This window comes from Kitasatospora papulosa, assembly GCF_000717245.1.
Lineage (GTDB): Bacteria > Actinomycetota > Actinomycetes > Streptomycetales > Streptomycetaceae > Streptomyces > Streptomyces papulosus.
In genome coordinates this window covers 25,892-43,733 of record NZ_JNYQ01000013.1, presented here as the reverse complement: position 1 = coordinate 43,733, position 17,842 = coordinate 25,892, and the positions used below count along the sequence as shown (strand labels likewise).

12 protein-coding genes are annotated in these 17,842 nt (G+C 73.1%); 3 read left to right on the top strand and 9 right to left on the bottom strand.

All coding sequences use genetic code 11. From position 1 onward, the window contains the following. Positions 1-201 precede the first annotated feature (201 nt). From IA22_RS0127240 to IA22_RS0127230, 3 genes are all read left to right on the top strand, one after another. Entirely contained in the window at positions 202-3,747 is a 3,546-nt protein-coding gene (locus tag IA22_RS0127240; protein WP_030125148.1) for a S1 family peptidase, read from the top strand. A 43-nt stretch (positions 3,748-3,790) separates the two neighbouring features. After that, positions 3,791-4,744: a bifunctional riboflavin kinase/FAD synthetase gene (locus IA22_RS0127235; RefSeq protein WP_015578966.1), complete on the top strand. Its 954-nt coding sequence runs from the start codon at positions 3,791-3,793 to the stop codon at positions 4,742-4,744. 76 nt (positions 4,745-4,820) lie between these two features. Then, the gene (locus tag IA22_RS0127230) at positions 4,821-5,927 is read left to right on the top strand and encodes an XdhC family protein (protein WP_030125146.1); all 1,107 of its coding nucleotides are present in this window, start codon (positions 4,821-4,823) and stop codon (positions 5,925-5,927) included. On the opposite strand, the gene IA22_RS0127225 is transcribed toward IA22_RS0127230, so the two are convergent. The 9 genes from IA22_RS0127225 to eccE all read right to left on the bottom strand — a co-directional run bounded on the left by IA22_RS0127225 (position 5,924) and on the right by eccE (position 17,779). After that, a complete protein-coding gene (locus tag IA22_RS0127225) occupies positions 5,924-6,925 on the bottom strand; it encodes an oligopeptide/dipeptide ABC transporter ATP-binding protein (protein ID WP_014153739.1) in 1,002 nt (333 codons plus the stop codon). The two genes, IA22_RS0127230 and IA22_RS0127225, sit on opposite strands and share 4 nt — an antisense overlap. Further along, positions 6,922-7,983 carry an ABC transporter ATP-binding protein gene (locus IA22_RS0127220; protein ID WP_015578968.1) on the bottom strand — a complete coding sequence of 354 codons (1,062 nt, stop codon included), beginning with the start codon at positions 7,981-7,983 and terminating at the stop codon, positions 6,922-6,924. The genes IA22_RS0127225 and IA22_RS0127220 overlap by 4 nt, the downstream gene beginning before the upstream one ends. Continuing rightward, positions 7,980-8,900: an ABC transporter permease gene (locus tag IA22_RS0127215; protein ID WP_014153737.1), complete on the bottom strand. Its 921-nt coding sequence runs from the start codon at positions 8,898-8,900 to the stop codon at positions 7,980-7,982. The genes IA22_RS0127220 and IA22_RS0127215 overlap by 4 nt, the downstream gene beginning before the upstream one ends. Next, positions 8,897-9,988, bottom strand: coding sequence for an ABC transporter permease (locus IA22_RS0127210; protein ID WP_030125145.1), 1,092 nt, complete (start codon positions 9,986-9,988; stop codon positions 8,897-8,899). The genes IA22_RS0127215 and IA22_RS0127210 overlap by 4 nt, the downstream gene beginning before the upstream one ends. Before the next feature lie 3 nt (positions 9,989-9,991). Next, positions 9,992-11,863 (bottom strand): ABC transporter substrate-binding protein, encoded by a 1,872-nt coding sequence (locus tag IA22_RS0127205; RefSeq protein ID WP_030125144.1) that lies wholly within the window; start codon positions 11,861-11,863, stop codon positions 9,992-9,994. Positions 11,864-12,060: 197 nt separating this feature from the next. Next, positions 12,061-15,063 (bottom strand): SCO5717 family growth-regulating ATPase, encoded by a 3,003-nt coding sequence (locus IA22_RS0127200; RefSeq protein ID WP_030125143.1) that lies wholly within the window; start codon positions 15,061-15,063, stop codon positions 12,061-12,063. 354 nt (positions 15,064-15,417) lie between these two features. Further along, on the bottom strand, positions 15,418-15,651 hold the full coding sequence (locus IA22_RS0127195) for a DUF397 domain-containing protein (RefSeq protein ID WP_014153733.1): 234 nt from the start codon (positions 15,649-15,651) through the stop codon (positions 15,418-15,420). A gap of 80 nt (positions 15,652-15,731) precedes the next feature. Next, the gene (locus IA22_RS0127190) at positions 15,732-16,442 is read right to left on the bottom strand and encodes a hypothetical protein (RefSeq protein WP_014153732.1); all 711 of its coding nucleotides are present in this window, start codon (positions 16,440-16,442) and stop codon (positions 15,732-15,734) included. After that, positions 16,439-17,779: a type VII secretion protein EccE gene (gene eccE, locus IA22_RS0127185; protein WP_014153731.1), complete on the bottom strand. Its 1,341-nt coding sequence runs from the start codon at positions 17,777-17,779 to the stop codon at positions 16,439-16,441. The genes IA22_RS0127190 and eccE overlap by 4 nt, the downstream gene beginning before the upstream one ends. Between the last annotated feature and the right edge of the window lie 63 nt (positions 17,780-17,842).

Genomic DNA, 17,842 nt, shown 5'->3' with positions numbered 1-17,842 from the left:
TGTGGTTCCGGGCCCCTCGTGGAGCCGGCGGCCCCCCCCGAGGTGCCGGCTCCACGATCCCCCTCCCGCGACCATTCCTGTCCACCCGAACCCGCTGATTCACCCCAACGGGCGGGCGCTCGGAGTGACGGAGGGGTGCGAGGGGGGCGCTTCGGCCATACGGGTTTCCGCTGTGGATCACCTGGGATCTACCGTCGGACCATGGGCAGCGGGGACCGGTCGAAACTTGTGCGGATCTGCGATCAGGCCGGCCGGCCGCGGGGGACCGGGTTCGTCGCGGACGACCGGGGCACGGTCGTCACCAGTCATCAGGCGGTCGCGCGCTCGCCGCACCTGACGCTGCACACCGCCGACGGCCGCAGCCGGGTGATCGGCCCCGAGGACGTCACCGCACTTCCCGGCGTGGGCCTCGCCCTGCTGAGCACCGGCGGCGCCGGGACCCTGGGCGTCGAGCCGCTCCCCATCGCCGTACGCGAGGAGATCGCAGCGGGCACCTACGTCCGGATCGCCGCCCACGGCTGGCGAGAGGCACGGGTGCTCGGGACGACCCCGGCCACCTACTCCGAGGGCGGACGCGAGCACGCCGTCGACGGCGCGCTGGAGCTCGCCCTCGGGACGGACGGCCGTGACGCGCTGCGTTCCGGCGGAGCCGCCGTCGGCGGGCCCGTGACGGACCCGTGTACCGGGGCCGTTCTCGGTGTGCTCTCGACGGCGCTCGGCGCGGGGCGTGAGACCGCGGGGCTCGCCGTCCCCCTGGCCCTCCAGGAGGCTCCCGGGCCGCTCGCCGAGGTGCTCGGGCGCAACGCGAGCGCCGTCCCCGGTTTCGGCTGCGACCTCAACCTCGCGGGGGCCCTGCAGCTGACCGCCACCTCCCTCGGTCAGGCGGACGGGCGGCCCTGCGGTCCGGAGGCCGTCGAACGCCCCGGGACCATCGCGGAGTTCACCGCGTTCGAGACGGGCACCGAACCCGTGCTGGGCCTGGTCGGAGCCCCGGGCAGCGGCCGCACCACGGAACTCGCCGCCCTGGCCGCCCGCCGGGCCTGCGGCCCGGTCCCCGCCCTGACGCTCTGGCTGCGCGGAGCCGATCTGCTCGCCGACGACAGCTCGGTCGCCGACGCGATGACCCGGACCCTGGGGCGCTCCGGCCGGATCCTCACCGCCGCGGGGGCCCGCGGCGACATGGAGGCGGCCACCCCGGAACGGGTGGCGCGCCTCGCCTCGGCGTCCGGAAGGGCGCTGCTCGTCGTCGTGGACGGCCCGGAGGAGATGCCGCCCCTGCTGGCCCACCGCTTCGCCGGCTGGGCCGCGGCGAGCGCGGAGTGGCTCCGGGCCCATGAGGTGCGCCTGCTCGTCGCCTGCCGCCCCGAACACTGGGAGACCGCGGGCGCCCTGTACCCGCCCGGTGCCCTGCACCGCCCGGAGCGGCCGGCCAGGGGCATGCCGCCGGCCGTCCGGCTCGGCGACCTCACGGCGGAACAGGCCGAGCTGGCGCGGGAGCGGTACGGCATCCCGCCCGGCGCGATCGAACCCGGCCACGACCGGCATCCCCTCACCCTGCGCCTGCTGGCCGAGGTGCGGGCTGCGCTGCCCCCCGACGTCCCCGGGCGTCCCGGCACGGAGGAGGTCTTCGCCGCGCACCTGGACCTCGCCTGCGTCCGCATCGCCGTCCGCATCGGGGCGCAGGCGGAGCCCGCGCTCCGGGGCACGGCCGTCCGCCGGCTGGCGGCGAAGGTGGCCGGCCAGGTCCACGAGGCGGCCAGGCGCTGCCTCGGCCCGGGACAGGGCGAGCTGGACCGGGCGTCCTTCGAGGAGATCTTCCCCTGGCGCACCGGGTGGGCCTCGGCGGTCCTCACCGAGGGGCTGCTGGTCCCGGCGGGAGCGGGCTACCGGTTCGCCCACGAGGAGCTGGGCGACTGGGTGCAGGGCGCGCACCTCGACCTGGACGCGGCGCTGTACTCGCTGGTCCACCGCTGGCACACGGACGGCGCGCCGGTGGTGCCCGAGCCTCCGCAGGACCCGGCCGAGCCCCGGAACCTCCCCGTGCCGCGTCACCGCACCGGCCCCGTGCTTCAGGCGATGCTCCTGCTGGAGCGGCGCCAGGGGCACGCGGCGCTGGCCCACCGGATGGCCGACCTGATCGAGGCGATGGACCGCCTGGCGCCCGGCACGCGGCAGCGGCACACCGACGCCGCGTGGTGGGCTGCCCATCTGCTTCGCGAGAGCCTCCTGAGGGTTCCGGACGCCCGGCCCTGCCTCGGGGTGCTCCGGGTGCTGGCAGGGCGGATCACCCGGCGTTCCCAGTCCGGTGGCGGGCCCGACGCCCTCGGCCCCTACGCGGAGTTCGGGCCGTGGTTCTGGCGCCGTGTCCGGCTGCCCGAGGAGGACCGGATCGACCTGCTGCGACGCCTCCTGCCGGCCGACGGAGCCCCCCGCCCGGACGGCGGGGAACGCTACCTCGACGCGGTGGCCCGGCGGCTGGCCGCCCGCCCCGGGACCGTCCAGCCGCTGCTGTGCCGCTGGTTCACGGACGACAGTCCGCTGCCCGCCGAGGAGGGCGTGCCGATGCGGCTCACCGTGGCCGCCGCCGCCCAGGCCCTCCTGTACGCCAGGCGGGACCTCGCCGTGGACGACCTCACCGAGGCGCTCGTCGACACCCCCCATCCGCGGGCCGCCGAACTGCTCGCCACCCTCGCCGAGGACGAGCCGGCGGCGCTGTGCAGAGCTCTGGACCGCTGGGCGCGCGACGAGGAGCGGCCCGCGCGGCGCGCCACCGCGGCCGTGCACCTCCCGCTCACCGCCGCCCGCACCCTCCACGACTCCGACCGCGCCCTGCTGCGCCGTGCCGCACTCACCCTGCTGGCCCGGCCGGACGACGCCGTCCTGCACGCCCAGGCGCTCACCGTCCTCGTACGCGATCCGGGGACAGGAGGCCGTCACCTCCCGCAGGCCCTGAGGGTCTTCGCCGCTGGCGACCCCCGGCTGCCGGTGGCCCTGCTCACCGAGGTCTTCCCCGAGCACCCCGAGCCGGTGCTCGCCGCGCTGCGGGCCCGCCTGTCGCTGCCCGGGGAGGCCGCCGACGGGGTGCTGCGGGACATGGCCGCCCTGGACACCCCCGCCCTCGCACTCCACGCCCCAGGGCTCGTGCGCTGCTTCATCGACAGCCGGCCGGGCCCGGACGCCGCGGCGCAGGCCGCCTCCTACGTGGACCTCAGGCTGGAGCACAGCCCCGCCGCCCGGGCGCTGCTCCTGCCCCTGATGACGGGCCTGCTGCGCGACAACCCGGCGCCGCCGCCCGTGCGCGCCGCGCTCGCCCGGGTGCTCGCCGCTCCGGGAACCTCCGCTTCGCGGCCGCTGCGGGCCGAGCTGCTGGAGGTCCTGCTGGACTTCGAGCAGGACACCGGAAGGGACCCCGAGGTCCTCGACGCCCTGCTGCGGGCAGCCGCCGCGGGCTGCGGACTCCGTCCCGAAGCCCGCACCCGGGCCCTGGTGCACCGCACCGGGACGCTCCTCGCCCGGACGGCGGAGGGCGCGGGCCGTTTCGACCGGGGGCTGGCCGAACTCGCCCGGGACCTTCCCGGATTCGCCGCCCTCGTCTCCCGGTGGCTGACGGACGCCCCCCAGGAATGGGCCACCGTGGTGGGGCCCGCAGCCCGGCTCGCCCTCGAGGCACCCGGCGGACCACGGGCCGCGATCCCCATGCCGATGCAGGCCGCGGGACGTGAGCATGGCAGTCTTAGACCTGCGTAATGGACATACACACGTACACAGGTTCGGGCGAGGAGCGGTCAGAGTGCACTGCTGGCGTGGCTTGGAGGACATCCCTGAGGACTGGGGACGCAGCGTCGTCACCATCGGGTCCTACGACGGGGTGCACCGCGGACACCAGCTGATCATCGGCCGTGCCGTGGAGCGGGCGCGGGAGCTCGGCGTCCCCTCGGTCGTCGTCACCTTCGACCCGCACCCCAGCGAGGTCGTCCGCCCCGGCACGCACCCGCCGCTGCTCGCACCGCACCAGCGCCGTGCCGAGCTGATGGCCGGGCTCGGGGTGGACGCGGTGCTGATCCTGCCGTTCACCGCCGCGTTCTCGCAGCTCTCGCCCGCCGACTTCATCGTGAAGGTCCTCGTCGACAAGCTCCACGCGAAGCTGGTCATCGAAGGCCCCAACTTCCGGTTCGGACACCGCGCGGCCGGCGACGTCACGTTCCTCACCGAACTCGGTGCGACGTACGACTACGGCACCGAGGTCATCGACCTCTACGTCAGCGGCGAAGCGGGCGGCGGCGAGCCGTTCTCCTCGACGCTCACCCGCCGCCTGATCGCCGAGGGCGACGTCGCGGGGGCCGCGGAGATCCTCGGCCGCCCGCACCGCGTCGAGGGCGTCGTGGTGCGGGGTGCCCAGCGCGGGCGTGAGCTCGGCTTCCCCACGGCGAACGTGGAGACCCTTCCGCACACCGCCATCCCCGCCGACGGCGTCTACGCCGGCTGGCTCACGGTGAACGGCGAGGCGATGCCCGCCGCGATCTCCGTCGGCACGAACCCGCAGTTCGACGGCACGGAGCGGACCGTCGAGGCGTACGCCATCGATCGCGTCGGTCTCGACCTGTACGGACTTCACGTGGCCGTGGACTTCCTGGCCTACGTGCGCGGCATGCTGAAGTTCGAGTCGATCGACGACCTGCTCGTGGCGATGGCCGCCGACGTCAAGCGGTCGAGCGAGCTGATCGAGGCGTACGAACGGTCCTGACGCCGCCCTGTGGTGCGCGGGCCGGCGCCGGGGCATCCTCGTGGGCAGGAGCCGTCGGCCCAGGAGGAGTCCGCACGTGCGTGAGCTGCTGCCGGAACTGAGCGACTGGCTGACCGCCGGTACGCCCTTCGCCCTCGCCACCGTCGTCGCGGTGCGGGGCAGCGCGCCCCGGGCCCCGGGCGCCACGATGGCGGTGACCGCCTCGGGCGCGGTGGCGGGCAGCGTCTCCGGGGGGTGCGTGGAGAGCGATGTCTACGAGGTCGCCACGGAGACCCTCACCACGGGCCGGACGGAGCTGCGGACCTACGGCATCAGCGACGACGAGGCCTTCGGCGCCGGGCTGACCTGCGGTGGCACGATCGACGTCCTGGTGCGGCCCTGCGTCGCGCCTGCGGACCGGGAAGGACTGCGGGTACTCGTCGGCACCGTCGCCGCCGGGGAGCCCGTCGCGCTCGCCACCGTGGTGTCCGGAGCCGCGCGCCGGGGTGCCGGGCTGCTGGTCCGCGACGGCCGGGCGGACGGTTCCCTCGGCGACGAGGGGCTCGACGCCGCCGTCACCGACGACGCGCGCGGACTGCTCGCCCAGGGAGCCACCGGCTCCATCCGGTACGGCGCGCACGGTGAACGCCGGATGCAGGACGTCACCGTCTTCGTCCAGACCTACGCCCCCGCACCCCGCATGCTCGTCTTCGGCGCCATCGACCACGCCGCGGCCACCGCGAGGATCGGGTCCTTCCTCGGCTACCGCGTGACCGTGTGCGACGCCCGTCCGGCCTTCGCCACCCGGGAACGCTTCCCCACGGCGGACGAGGTCGTCTGCGCCTGGCCGCACACCTACCTGGCCTCGACCCCGGTGGACGCGCGCACGGTCGTCTGCGTCCTGACCCACGACCCGAAGTTCGACGTGCCGCTGCTCGCCGCGGCGCTGCGGACCCCCGCCGCGTACATCGGGGTGATGGGCAGCCGCCGGACCCACGCCGACCGGCTCGCCCGGCTGCGGGAGGCCGGGGTGGACGAGGCTGGACTCGCCCGCCTCGCCTCACCCGTCGGCCTCGATCTCGGAGCCCGGACACCCGAGGAGACGGCCGTGTCCATCGCCGCCGAGATCATCCAGCACCGCTGGGGCGGCACGGGCCGGCCCCTGGCCGAACTGTCCGGGGCGATCCACCACGCCCCGCTCTAGACCGCCCGGGCCGTCTCCGCCGCCACCCAGTGGCAGGCGACCTGGGTACGGCCGCCCCCCTCCAGCACCGGCAGGTCCTTCGTGCGGCACGCGTCCGCCACGCCCGCCCGCTCCGCCTCACCCGAGGCGAGCACCTGGCAGCGGGCGTGGAAGCGACAGCCGGACGGGACCTTCGAGGGGTCCGGCGGCTCGCCCGTCAGGATCACCGGCTCCCCGTCCGCCTCCGGCAGCACGGACAGCAGGGCCTGGGTGTACGGGTGCCGGGGAGCCGTCAGGATCTGCTCCACGTCACCCGTCTCCACGATCCGGCCCAGGTACATCACCGCGACCCGGTCCGCGATGTTCCACGCCAGCCCCAGATCGTGCGTCACCACCAGGGCCGACAGGCCCAGTTCGTCACGCAGCTTCAGCAGCAGCGCCAGGATCTCGCCGCGGACGGACGCGTCCAGCGAGGCCACGGGCTCGTCCGCGACGATCAGCTCGGGTTCCAGGACCAGGGCGCCCGCGATCACGACGCGCTGACGCTGCCCGCCGGACAGCTCGTGCGGATACCGCAGGAGGAAGCGCTCCGGAGGCCGCAGCCCCGCGCGCGCCAGCGCCCCGGACACGGCCGCCCCCTCGTCCCCCGTGTACCCGTGGATGCGCAGGCCCTCCGCCACCGCGTCGTACACCGTGTGACGGGGGTTGAGGGAACCACTGGGGTCCTGGAGCACCAGCTGCACCCGCTTGCGGTACGCCTTCAGCGCCCGGCCCGCGTAGTCCAGCGGCTCGCCGCCGAAGGTGACCCGGCCGGCCGTGGGAGGGACCAGGCCGAGCAGGGACCGGGCCAGTGTCGTCTTCCCGCAGCCCGACTCGCCGACCAGGGCGACGATCTCGCCGGGACGGATGTCGAGGTCGACGCCGTCGACCGCACGCGCGGTCGCCGCCCCCCGACGGCCCGGGAAGGCGACCTCCAGCGCCTGGGCGCTGAGCAGGGGTGCCGGGGGGGTGGTCGTCATGAGGTGCTCCTTGCTTCCTCGGCGCCGTCGGGCGGAACGGGCGCGGCCGTGGCCTCCGGCTCCACCAGCACACAGGCGGCACGGCGGGACGGACCGGCCGGCCGCAGCACCTGGTCCTCGGTGGCGCAGGAGTCCAGCGCCGCCGTGCAGCGCGGATGGAACGTACAGCCCGAGGGCAGCGCGGACGGGTCCGGCGGATCCCCGGGCAGACCCCGTGGCGCGTGCCGGGACGCGGGGTCCCCGATACGGGGGAAGGCGGCCGACAGGGCGCTGCCGTAGGGGTGCCTGGCGTTCTCGTAGACCTGGTCGGCCGGGCCCTCCTCGACGACCCGTCCGGCGTACATCACCGCCAGCCGGTCACAGGTGTCGGAGAGCACCGCCAGGTCGTGGCTGATCATGATCAGACCGAGGTCCTGGTCACTGACGAGCTGTTCGATGAGCCGCAGGATCTGCGCCTGGATCATCACGTCGAGGGCCGTCGTGGGCTCGTCGGCGATGATCAGCCGAGGGTCGCATGCCAGTGCCATCGCGATCATCACACGCTGGCGCTGCCCGCCGGACAGCTCGTGCGGATAGGCGTCCGCGCGCGCGGCCGGCAGCCCCACCTGCTCCAGCAGCTCACCGGCGCGCCGACGGGCGGCGGCCGGGGACGCCTTGCTGTGCAGCAGGATCGGTTCGGCGATCTGGTCCCCGATGCGGTGCACGGCGTTCAGCGAGTGCATCGCGCCCTGGAAGACGATCGACGCCCCCGCCCAGCGCACGGCCCGCAGCCGCCCCCACTTCATGGTGAGGACGTCCTCACCGTCGAGCAGGATCTCGCCGCTCAGGGTCGCGGACGCGGGCAGGAGGCGCAGCAGGGCGAGCGCCAGCGTCGACTTCCCGCAGCCGGACTCCCCGGCGATGCCGAGCTTCCGGCCCGCCTCCACCCGCAGGTCGACACCCCGGACGGCAGGGACGGCCGACGCCCCGGAACCGTAGGTGACGTGCAGGTTCCGGACGTCGAGCAACGGCTGCCCGGTCTCCGGCTTCGGAACGCTCTCGGTCTTGACGGCGGTCAACGGGACACCCCCAGCTTGGGGTTGAGCACGGACTCGATGGTGCGGCCGCACAGCGTGAACGCGAGGGCGACGACCGCGATGGCGAGTCCGGGCGGGGCGAGGTACCACCAGTTGCCGGAGCTGACGGCCCCGGCCTCACGGGCGTCCTGGAGCAGCCCGCCCCAGGAGACGATCGTGGGATCGCCCAGCCCGAGGAAGGCGAGGGTCGCCTCGGTGAGGATGGCGGTGGAGATCACCAGCGTGGTCTGCGCGAGCACCAGCGGCATCACATTGGGCAGGACGTGACGGGACATGATGTGGCCGTGCCCGCCGCCGAGCGCCTTGGAGCGCTCGATGTACGGACGGGACTCCACGGACAGCGTCTGCGCCCGCACGAGCCGCGCGGTCGTCGGCCAGGTCGTCACCCCGATGGCGAGGATCGTCGTCCAGAGCGAACGCGAGAGCACGGTGGCCAGCGCGATGGCGAGCACCAGCGTCGGCATCACCAGGAACCAGTCGGTGATCCGCATGACGACGTTGCCGTACCAGCCTTTGAAGTGGCCGGCCGTGATGCCCACCAGGGTCCCGATGGCCACCGAGAGGAACGCGGCCAGCAGACCGACGGTCAGCGAGACCCGCGTCCCCCACACCAGCAGGGCGAGCAGACTGCGGCCGAACTGGTCGGTGCCCAGGGGGAACTCGGCGCTCGGAGATTCCAGCGGACCGCCCGGAGCGGCGGTGACGCTCTGCGAGCCCGCGCCGACCAGCAGCGGCGCCGAGAGCGCCGTCAGGGCGATCACCGCGAGGACGACGAGGCCGGCCACGCCCGTGCGGTGGCCGCGGTACTGCTGCCAGAAGCGGGCCGCGGCCTGGCGGCGGCGGGCCCAGGCCAGCGCGCGCGGGCCGGCGATCCGTGCGGCGTCTGTCGTGGTCGTCATCGGCCCACCCGGGGATCGAGGAGCGGATAGATCACATCGGCGAGCGTGTTCATCAGGATCACCGCGGCGGCGAAGATGAAGAACAGCGCCTGCACCAGTGGCAGGTCGGGCACGCTCAGGGCCTGGTAGAACAGTCCGCCCAGACCCGGCCAGGAGAACACCGTCTCGACCAGGATGGCGCCCGCCACGGTGTTGCCCAGGTTGACGAAGAGCAGGGTCACCGTCGGGAGCATCGCGTTCGGGACGGCGTGACGCCGACGCACCAGGTCGTCCCGGAGCCCCTTCGCGCGTGCCGTCGTGAGGTAGTCGCTGCCCATCTCGTCGAGCAGCGAGGAGCGCATCACCAGCAGGGTGCGCGCGTACTCGACGGCGACGAGGGTGACGACCGGCAGGACGAGATGGTGGGCCACGTCCAGGACGTAGGCGAAGCCGCTCTCGTCGCCGGACTCCATGCCGCCGGTCGGGAACATGCCGGGGACGGGGCCGATGCCGACCGACAGGGTGATGATCAGCAGCAGGCCGAGCCAGAACGAGGGCACCGAGTACAGCGTCAGGGCGAAGGCGGTGTGGAAGCGGTCGCCGGCCGAGCCGTTGCGCCACGCTGACCTGGCACCCAGCCAGATGCCGATCGCCGTGTAGATCACGAACGCCGTGCCGGTCAGCAGCAGCGTCGCGGGCAGCGCCTCGGTGATCTTGTCCATGACCGGCGCGCGGAACTGGTACGACGTACCGAAGTCCCCGGTCAGGGCCTTGCCGCAGTAGTCGGTGAACTGCTGCCAGAGGGGCAGGTCCAGGCCGAACTCCTCGCGCATCGCGGCGATCTGTTCGGTCGAGACCTGCCGGCCACCGGTCATCTGCTTGACCGGGTCGCCGGGGATCAGACGGAAGAGGAAGAAGCTGGTGACGAGCACGGCGAACAACGAGACGGCCGCACCGGCCAGCTTGCCCGCCGTGTAGCGGAGATAAGCGGTCGTGCTGCGGGCGCGAGGACTGCGGGCCGACGGCCCGGCCGGAGCCGGGCCGTCGGTCCCCACAGCGTCCACGCCCGCCGCGCCCTTCACGAGCGCGGGAGTGCTTTCTGTGCTCATGGACTATTCACGGTCTTCCGCGGTGGAACGACGACGCATGGCGAACAGCAGTCCGCCACCGGCGAGGACGACTACGGCGACACCGACACCGATGAGGACTCCCGTGGAGCCGCCGCCGTCGGACGAGTCGCCCGACGCACCGGCTGCCGGGACCGCCGACCACCAGCTCCAGTAACCGTCCTGGCCGTAGATGTTGCCCGCGGCCGAGGGCATGGTCGTGATGGACTTGATCTGGTCGGTGCGGTAGGCCTCGACGGCATTGGGGTACGCCATGACATTCATGTACCCCAGGTCGTACAGCCGCGACTCCATCTGCTTCACGAGGTCGGCCCGTTTGGCGGGGTCGTACTCCGCCAGCTGCTTCGCGTAGAGCGCGTCGTACTGCTTGTCGCAGATGAAGTTGTCGGTCGCCGCGGACTCCTTCGCCTTGGCCGGCAGCGCGGCGCAGGTGTGGATCGACATGACGAAGTCCGGGTCCGGGTTGACGGACCAGCCGTCGAAGGCGAGGTCGTACTCACCGGCGTACCAGGGGTCGGAGACGTTGTCGAGGCAGTCGACCTTCAGACCGATGCCGAGCTCGCCCCACCACTCCTGGAGGTACTTGCCGATGGCCTTGTCGTTCGGGTCGGTGGCGTGGCACAGGATGCGGAAGTCGAGCGGCTTGCCGTCCTTCCCGGTCCGCTTGCCGGCGCCGTTCTTCCTGTAGCCGGCCTCGTCGAGGAGGGCCGCCGCCTTCGCCGGGTCGTAGGCGAGCTTCTGCTCGGCCGACGGCTTCCAGAAGTACGAGTCGTAGCGCGGCGGGATGTAGCCCTCGCCCTCTATGGCGTGGCCCTGGAAGACCTTGTCGATGATGGCCGTGCGGTCCACGGCCATGAAGAGCGCCTGACGGACCTTCTGGTCCTGCAGCGCCACGTGGCCGTCGCCGAACTTCTTGCCGTCCTTGGTCTGCGCGCCCGGGTTGGTGGCCAGTGCGTAGAAGCGGCGGCCGGGGGCGTCGTTCACCTTGATGTTGTCGGCGCTCTTCAGCGAGTCCGCCTGGGCCGGGGTCAGGCTGGGGCTGCCGGCGACGAAGGAAACTTCACCCTTTCGGAGGGCGGCGACCGCTGCGTCCTGGTCCTTGTAGTACCGGAACACGAGCTCGTCGAACTTGGGCGCACCCCGCCAGAAGTCCTTGTTGGCCTTGAGCTTCACATAGCTGTCGACCTTGTAGTCCGTCAGGATGAACGGCCCGTTGCCGACGATCGGGAACTTCGTGTCGTTGTTGAACTTCGAGAAGTCGCCGATCTTCTCCCACACGTGCTTGGGGACGATGGGCACGTCCAGCGCCGTCATGGTGGCCTGAGGCTGCTTCAGCTCCACGACCAGCTTGTCCGGGCCGGTGGCGGTCACCTTCTTGAAGTTGCTGACGAAGCTTCCGTTCGAGGTGGCCGCGCCCTCGTCGGTCATCATCGTGTTGAACGTCCACGCCGCGTCCTCGGCGGTGGCCTTCTCGCCGTCGGACCACTTCGAGTCCGACCGGATGGTGTACGTCCACGTCAGCTTGTCCGCGGAGGTCTCCCACTTCGTGGCGAGTCCGGGGATCGTGCGGTTGTCCTTGGCGTCGTAGTTGGTGAGGTAGTCGTACATCAGCCGGTGGACGCTCGTGGAGACCAGCCGCTGGGCGAGGAACGGGCTCAGGGAGTCGACGCTCTGCGCGACCGCGACCGTGAGGGTCGACCCCCCGCCGTCGGCGTGTGCCTCCTGCGGCGCGGGGGCGAGCGGGTTTCCGGGGACGACCGATCCGGCGGCCAGCGCCAGGGAGGCGGCTCCGGAGGCGAGAAGGATGCGCAGACGGCCGCGTGGGCGGAAGGAACGTGGAGGGAATCTTGTGACCATGGACGGGGACCTCGCGTCATGACTCGCACGGTTAAGGCGGGCAGATCTCTGGTTCGCCAGCTGGTGAAGCGAAGGTTTATCAGCGGCGGTCGAGTCGCGTCAACGGTCCGCCAAACCGCGTGTGGTCTGCGGGAATGCGATGAGGGCCCGCACCGTGTGAACGGTGCGGGCCCTCATTGGTTTAGACCTCTACTGCCTTACTGCTGAGGCGCCGGCGGCGGAGGGTACTGCTGCCAGCCCGCGGGCGGAACCGGGCCTTGCGTTTCGGGCCGGGCGGACTGATGTGCCTGGCCATCGGGTTGCGCGGGCGGTTGGGGCGGTCCGGCCGGGTTGCCCCCGGGGTGCGCCTGGGCGGGCTGCGCCTGCTGCCAGCTGTTGTTCTGCGCACCCTGACCAGGGTGCGGCGGGTAGGGCTGCTGCGGTGCGGCGGGCTGCTGGTGCGGCGGCTGCTGGCCTCCATAAGGCTGCTGGCCGCCGTAGGGCTGCTGGGGCGGATACGGCTGCTGCGGCTGCGCGGGATACGGCTGTCCGGGGTGCGGCCCGCCCGGATACGACTGACCGGGCTGCGGCGCGTACTGCTGCTGACCGGGCGCCTGCTGACCGGGCGTCTGCTGTCCCGGCATCGGCGGGGCGAACTGCGGCGGCGGGTTGCTGCCGTCCGCTGTCCACAGCCCCTGCTGCTGCTGGGCCCGCTGGAAGTCCTCCGCCACGAGTGCGGAGAGGTGGAAGTACGCCTCGCGGGTCTTCGGGCGCATCATGTCGAGGTCGACCTCCGCGCCGGCGGCCAGGTGCTCGTCGAACGGCACGACCACCACACCGCGGCAGCGGGTCTCGAAGTGCTGCACGATGTCGTCGACCTTGATCATCTTGCCGGTCTCGCGGACACCGGAGATGACCGTCAGGGAACGCTGGACCAGTTCGGCGTAGCCGTGCGCCGACAGCCAGTCCAGGGTGGTGGAAGCACTGGACGCGCCGTCGACGGACGGCGTCGAGATGATGATCAGCTGGTCGGCGAGGTCCAGTACACCGCGCATCGCGCTGTAGAGCAGACCGGTGCCCGAGTCGGTGAGGATGATCGGATACTGCTTGCCGAGGACGTCGATCGCCCGGCGGTAGTCCTCGTCGTTGAAGGTCGTGGAGACCGCGGGGTCCACGTCGTTGGCGAGGATCTCCAGGCCTGAGGGCGCCTGCGAGGTGAAGCGCCGGATGTCCATGTACGAGTTGAGGTACGGGATCGCCTGGACCAGGTCCCTGATGGTCGCCCCGGTCTCCCGGCGCACACGACGGCCGAGCGTTCCGGCGTCCGGATTGGCGTCGATGGCGAGGATCTTGTCCTGCCGCTCGGTGGCCAGCGTGGAGCCCAGCGCGGTGGTCGTCGTGGTCTTGCCGACCCCGCCCTTGAGGCTGATGACCGCGATCCGGTAGCAGGACAGCACCGGCGTGCGGATCAGGTCCAGTTTCCGCTGCCGCTCGAGCTCCTCCTTCTTGCCGCCCAGCTTGAAGCGGGATGCGGCGGACGGGGTGCGGCTGCTCTTGGCCTTCTGCTTGCCCCGGACCAGCCGGTCCGAGGACAGCTCGACGGCGGCGGTGTAACCGAGCGGGGCACCCGGCACGGAGCGCTCGCGCTGGTCGTGGGTGACCGGCGTCGGCCAGGCGGCCCCGGTGCGCGGGTCGACGGGCGGGGCCTGGGGGCCGGGCTGCTGGGGGCGGTAGCCCTCCGGCTGCTGCTGGTGCTGCTGCTGTGCGGGCGGGTTCGGCGCGCCGGGGGCCGGCTGCTGAGGCGCCTGCGGAGGGAGCGGGGCCCCCTGCGGAGGAAGCGGCGCCGCCTGCGCGGGGATGTGCGGCGGCCGGCCGGGCTGCGGGGCCGGGAACCCGTAGCCACCCTGGGGCTGCGCGGCCGGGGGCGGTTGGGGCGCGCCCTGGGCGGGCAGGCGCGGTGCCTGCTGCTGCGCTGCCGGTTGCTGTGGCGCCTGAGGCTGGGGCACCTGGTGGGGTGCCTGGGGCTGAGGTGTCTGCTGCGGGGGTGCCGGGGGGAACCCGTAGCCACCCTGGTGCGGTGCCTGCGGGAACCCGTAACCACCGTGCGCCGCGGCGGGGTCGGGGTACGCCTGCTGGGCCGGCGCCTGGGGAGCGGGAGGCTGCGGGAACCCGTAGCCTCCCTGTGCCTCGGCGGCCGGAGCGGGCTGCTGGGCGGGCCACTGCGACGCGGACTGCGGAGCGCTCGGCTGCGGCGCGGCCGGCTGGAAGGCGGGAGGCAGCGGCGGAAGAGCGCCCTGCGCGGGCGGCGCCGGCGACCACGGTGCCGGTGCGTTCGGCGGGACGGAGTCCTGCGGGGCGTCGACGGGCGGCGGTGTGCCGGCCGGCTGTGACGCGTCCTGAGAAGGCGTGTCCTGGGGGGACGCGTCCTGAGACGTCGAGCCGGGCACCGGGCTGACGGGCTCGTCGGCCCGTGTGCCGTCGGCGTCCGGTGTCCCCGTTGCCTCCGGCGTCGCCGATGCCGCCGGCTCGTCGTCGGCCTCGGGCTCGGGTCCCCGTGACGCGTCCGCCTCCGGAGCGGAGGTCCGGTCACCGTCCTCGGAGTCCTTGTCGCCCACCGCGCCTGCCGGATCCGTGACCTCACTCTCGGCCTCGGCCTCGGACGGGGTGGCTTCGGGCGTGGGTTCGGCGGAATCTCCGGCGACGGCAGCGGAGGCGTCGGAGGCGGAGGCGTCGGTCCTGACGGCCTCGCGCTCGGCGATCTCCCGCTTCAGCGCGGCCGGTGAGAACCGCATGGTCGCGCCGCTCTCCACGTCGCCGCCACCGAACGGGCCGGACGAACCGCTCCCTGAGTCCGGTTCCGGGGCGCCGGCCACGGGCGCTGCGGGCGCCGGCGCCGGGGGAGTGGGCTCGAAGGAGGGCGAGGACGGCGCCGCCGATGCCGTCGGCGCGGTGTCGGACGGTGCTGCCGGAGCCGGCCGCCAGGCGGGTTCGAACCCGCCGGAGGACGGGCCCGGAACGGACAGCGGAGGCCCCTGCGGCGGCGGGGGCGGTGCCAGGTGGGACCCGGCCCCTCCCGACGAGTCGCCCGGTGCGTTCTGCGTGTACCAGGCGGGCGGGGTGTAGTCGATGGTGAACTCACCCGTCATCTCGGCGGGATCCGCGTCGGACTCGTCGACGGGCGTGTTCCATCCCCCGCTGATCTCGTCCCGATCGCCGTTCACTTTGCCTCCTGGTGTGGTCGAGCACCCTTGTGCCGTGGTGGGTGGGGGCGACCGTTCCCGTTGTCCGGTCCGCCCGGCTCTCCCCCTTGCGACGCGCAGTGCCTGCCCTCAGGTTCCTCTGCCGCGCCCCCACCCACCCTAATCGCCATGGGGCGGACTGCGGCAGGCCGTATCGCCCAGCGGCAACTGTCCCGTAGGTCACGTCCGGTCCCCGAACGGAGCCGCTGCGACGGAACATGAGGAATCGGCCTGTTTGTCACTCCCCGGGGATGGCAGGACACCCGGTGGACATGTCGCCGGACATGGCGGGAGGGCGGCAGTCCGGGACAGCCGCCCTCCTTCACCGCGCGTCACCTACGTGAGGTCGAACTCGCCGTCCCGTGCTCCCAGTACGAAGGCACGCCACTCGGCCTCCGTGTACCGCAGCACCGTGCCCGGATCCAGTGACGAACGCATGGCGACCGCGCCGCCGGGGAGGTGGGCGATCTCGACCCGCTCCTCCACGTCCTCGGTGCCGGGTGCGCTCAGCCACTCCACATCCGAGATGTCGAGAGCGTAGAGCTCGTCCTTTTCCTGCTGGGTGCCCATACGCACGTCCCTTCGGTCGAACCGATCCGTTCCCTCGCCATGATCCTGAAATGCCGCGGCTCCGGGGAGCAAACGAGGATTCAGTCCATCCTGCGGGCGGTGCCGAGCAGTCCGGTCTCCACATCCGTCGCACTCGTCATGACCCAGTGGCGGTCCCGGCCCGACACCCAGAGGGTGACACCGTCCGCGAGCGTCGGCAGAGCCTCGCTCTCGGTCCGTGCCAGACCCAGGATCCGTCCGATCTGCTCCGCCTCGGCGGGGGAGACCCTCTGGATGCCCACGAGCGTCGCCGCCCGCATCAACCGGGGCGCCACCGGGCTCAGATAAGGCAGCAATGTCAGCACCGACTGCCACGGCGAGGACACCACCCGGCCGCGGGGCGGACGCATGCCGCAGTCGCGTACCACCACCACCGGGCTGCCCACGGCCGCGCCGGTCGGAGGGACCCGCCCCACGTCGTGGAGCGAGACGCACTCGAGGCCGGCGCCCGCCGCCTGCGCCAGCGTGGTCCACGCCTGGGTGCGGCCCGTCTCGACCGCGACCCGCGCACCGGTAGCGGCCGCCCGCAGGGCCAGCACCTGTGCGGTCCACAGGCCGCCGATCAACAGGACGTCGTACGGGGCCGGGCGGTGGAAGCCGATCATCTGGGGGCGTCCCTCGGCATCGTCGCCGATGATCACGCCGTCGTCGCCCACGGGCAGCGACAGCGCGCCCAGGTGGTCGGTGGCCAGGGTGTGGCCGGCATGGCGGGGGCCGAGCAGCCCACGCCTCGGAGCGATGTGCTTCCTCACTGCGCGCCTCCGAGCGGGAGCGTGGCCAGCGCACCCGGCAGCTGTTCGCGGTCCAGCCGTACGAGACCTACCTCGGCGTGCCGTGCCGCCTGCTCCAAGGTCCTTCGTACTCCGACCAGTTCGGTGTCCGAGCCCCCGGTGATCCGTACATGGCCGCGCACCGACACGTGCCCCTGGTGCGCGCCGCGGCGCACCGTCAGGCTGAAGGTCGTCGCGTAGGCGGGGACCGAGGTCAGCAGCGCGACGAGACGGGGCAGCGGTGTGGCGCCACGGCCCAGCTCGGGCCAGCGGTCCACCGCGTAGGTGGTGTGCCAGCGGTCGTCGCAGCGCCACACCCGCGTCGTCTCCGACGTGCGCCTCTGCGGCGCCGCGTCCGGGCGTCCGGCGCGCGCCGACAGGATGGGGCTGGCGCAGGCGGACGTCGCCACCGCGGAGTTCAGCTCGTCCTGGTCCAGCACCGCGGCCCTGAACCCGGCACCGGTGATCCGGCTCGCCACGTGGTCCGCGACCCGGACCAGGCAGCGCTGCGCTCCGCCCATACCGCCGCCACGTGCCTCCACGGCCTCCCGGCACAGCTCGGGGTTCAGCTTCACCGCCACCCAGGTCATCCGCAGCGCGGGCGCCCCGGTCCGGTCCTGGAGAGGACCGTAGGACAGCCGGGCCACCGACCGCTCCGGCAGATGCGGCGCCGGAGCGGGTCGCACCTGCTGCACGAGCTGCGCGGACTCCAGCACGATGTCGTCCACCGTGAGGGCGTCGCCCAGGAGGGACAGGGGGAGCGACCGCGCGCCCATGGCCTGGCGGAGCGACTCACCGCTGGCCTCGACCCGTACGACCGCGGTCAGGAACGTGCCGTCCCCGACCATGCCCACCGTGCGGCGGGCGCCGTCCACATAGATGTACGGAGCGAATCCCGGCACGTTCTCCGTCACCGGAGCCAACTGGGGCTCCGTCTCGGAGGAGGGTGCCTCGGCGGCCCGCCGGCGGTGCCGGAGGGAGGACACGGTCGACAGCCAGTCCTGTACGGCCCGTCCTCGACGGCGTACCAGTGCGAGGAGAATCAGCAGGCACGCGATCACACCGGCGGGGATCATCCACGCGCCGCCGAGCGCGGCACCCACCACGGCGACCGCCAGGGCCGCCTCGACCAGCACCAACTGCCGCAGCGCGGGCCCGACGCGGCCGGTGCGGGAGATCGAGTGGAGCGTGGTCGCCGCGGGGGCTCCGGCGGGCCGAGGGGGAGGGGCCCCGTCCTGATCGTTGCTGCGTTGCCGCCGGGAAGGGCCGGGCGTTCGGTGGGCGGACCGCCTCGTGCGCTCCCCCGTCGCTGCACCCATCGCCGCGTTGCCCCCTCGTGTCCGTATTCACCATTTTTTGCACGGGCGTTGATCGGGCGCTCA